This window comes from Paenarthrobacter sp. CM16 (assembly GCF_013179505.1).
Classification (GTDB): Bacteria; Actinomycetota; Actinomycetes; order Actinomycetales; family Micrococcaceae; genus Arthrobacter.
Window position 1 is genome coordinate 1 of record NZ_JABMCX010000459.1, and the last position, 2,404, is coordinate 2,404.

The window sequence follows — 2,404 nt, forward strand, 5'->3', positions numbered from 1 at the left end:
TTGGACGCTGACGGTAATGGAGTACTTGGCAAGTTTGTCGATAGCGGCCTGATCGGCCAGCTCAACATGCTCCAGCCGGTGTCCCGCGGCCCGGATCTTCTGCTCCCCCACTTCACCTGCCGCGACGTCCAGGGCTTCGAGAACAGCGGCGAGGCCTGCATCACCAATGACATGGAAGCCGGCCTGGATGCCCAGCTGGGACGTCGCAGCCAAGTGCCTGGCAGCATCGTCAACGGAAAGGTATAGGCTGCCGCGGTTCCCGGGTGCGTCGGAATAGTCATCCAACAGCGCGGCTGTCCGGGAACCCAGTGAACCATCCATGTTGAGGTCGCCGGCGAGGCCCAGCACCTTGGTCCCAAGGCCGGCCAGGATGTCCTCGGCGTGCTCCACGGACGATGCAAGCTCACCCCGGTACGGAAGTACTTCAGGCCTGCCACCCTGGTCATTCCATGATGCTGCCAGGCGCAGATCGTCCGGGCCGCAGATGTGGGGTGCCGACATCTCCGCCATCGCCACATAGCCGTTGGATGCCGCTTCCCTGAGGGCACGTTCCTGAAAAGCACGCCGTTCCGCCTCGGGGAACTGCCGGGCCGTCAAGCGTGCAGCGGTATGCGCCGACCGCACTACCCGTGCCTCACCGGAGAACCCGTCCAGACCCTTCAGCCCGGCAGCTTCAGCCAAGGACGAAGAGACCAAGGCGGAGTGGACATCTATGCGTGAGAGGTAAACCTGCCGTCCGGCCGATGCCCGTTCAAGCTCTTCGAGCGAGGGCAGCGTGGGATCGTTCCACGCCGTTTCATCCCAGCCGTGCCCTGTAATGGTGCCGGTCCCGCCGACGCCGGCAACGGCGTCGAGCAGTTCTTTGGCTGAGCGCACGGTGGAAAGGTCCAGCCCGGCCAGGGCAAGGCCCGTTTCTGTCAGGTGTGCGTGGGAATCCACAAAACCGGGAGCCAGGAGGGCTCCGCGGAGGTCGATGACTTCCATGGACGAGTCAACGATGGACGTGGCGGCCTGCTCCGAGCCCACCCAGGCGACGGTATCGCCATCTACCACCATGGCCGTGGCAAAAGGATCAGCAGCCGTATAGATGGATCCGTTGCGGTACATGGTCACCTTGCGGTCCACGGCAGGGCGGAGGTGGCCGGCTGATGCGCCTGGCTGGTTCATGCGGATGCTCCTTGAGCGTCGAAGAATGTCAATGGGTGGAGACGGTGCTAAGCCACTGTTGAGTAGGCAACAACACCACGGCGAACCAGATCAATGGACTCGCGGCAGATCCGCGCCACCCTGGGATCCAATTGCGGGATCTTGGCCAGTTGGTCCAGCAGATCCACCACTTGCTTTGCCCAGCGCACAAAATCGCCGGCAGCGAGGTCGGTGCCGCTGAGAACATCCTGAAGATGGCGGCCCCTGGCCCATTTGTACATGGGCCACATCAGTCCGAGTTCCGGCTCGCCCGTTAAGGGAAGTCTGTGGTGCTCTTCGGTGTCTTCCAGTTGGGACCATTCGCGGATGACGATATCCACGGCCGACTCCAGCGAAACAGAGGGCATCCTGGGCCGCAAGCCACGGTCTTCGCGTTTGGCTTGATAGACCAGCGTGCTGGCCAGCGACGCCAACTCGGCGGCATCGAGATCGTTCAATGCCCCGCGTCGGACCGACTGGGAAATCAGCAGATCCTTTTCCCCATAGATCCGGCGCAGCCGCTGCCCATCAGTGCTGATGGTGACGTTGCCGGCATCGTTCGTCTCGAGGTATCCATAGGCGGAGAGGACGTCGCACACGCGGTCGAACGTTTTGGCGATGGTGTTGGTCCGGCCTTGGATCTGGCGGACCAGGCCGTCGGTTTCCTTGCGCAACTTCCACCAACGTTCGGACCACCGGGCGTGGTCCTCCCGCTCGCTGCAACCGTGGCAGGGGTGGGCCCTGAGGGCGCGCCTCAGATCGGCGATCTTCTTTTCCTGGTCCGGCAGCCGGGCCCCCAGCCCGAAGTCCTCGTGCCGGCTGTTGCGGCGGCTGTGCGGTGCGTCTTCGCTGATGGCGTGACGCATGGAGGATGCGAGGTCGCGGCGTGACTTGGGAACCTTGGCGTTAAAGGACTTGGGAATGCGGATGCGGGTAACAGGCGAGACCGGTCCATCGAGATCGTGCACGCCGATGCGACGGAGCTGGCCATCGGAGGTAAGCACTGATGGGCGCGGCTCCCGGGCATTCGGGTCAACGTCAAGGACAACCGCATGCCCGGCCATCCTGCCGCTGTAGATGCTGACGACGTCACCGGGGATCAGACGGGCCAGGGAATCGGCTACATGGGACTTGCGGGCACGCTGATGGTCCCGGGCCGCAAAGTTCTCAGCGTCACTGAGTTCGCGCCGCAGTCTTGCATACTCCGTGAAGTCGCCCA

The 2,404-nt window shown here is 63.5% G+C and carries 1 protein-coding gene and 1 pseudogene; both read right to left on the reverse strand.

Annotated elements, in window-relative coordinates:
* The coding region (locus HP499_RS23400; protein WP_172326445.1) for an amidohydrolase at positions 1–1,167 on the reverse strand (1,167 nt) is incomplete at its 3' end.
* Positions 1,168–1,214: 47 nt separating this feature from the next.
* A pseudogene (locus HP499_RS23405) lies at positions 1,215–2,404 on the reverse strand (RNA helicase); the annotation flags it as partial.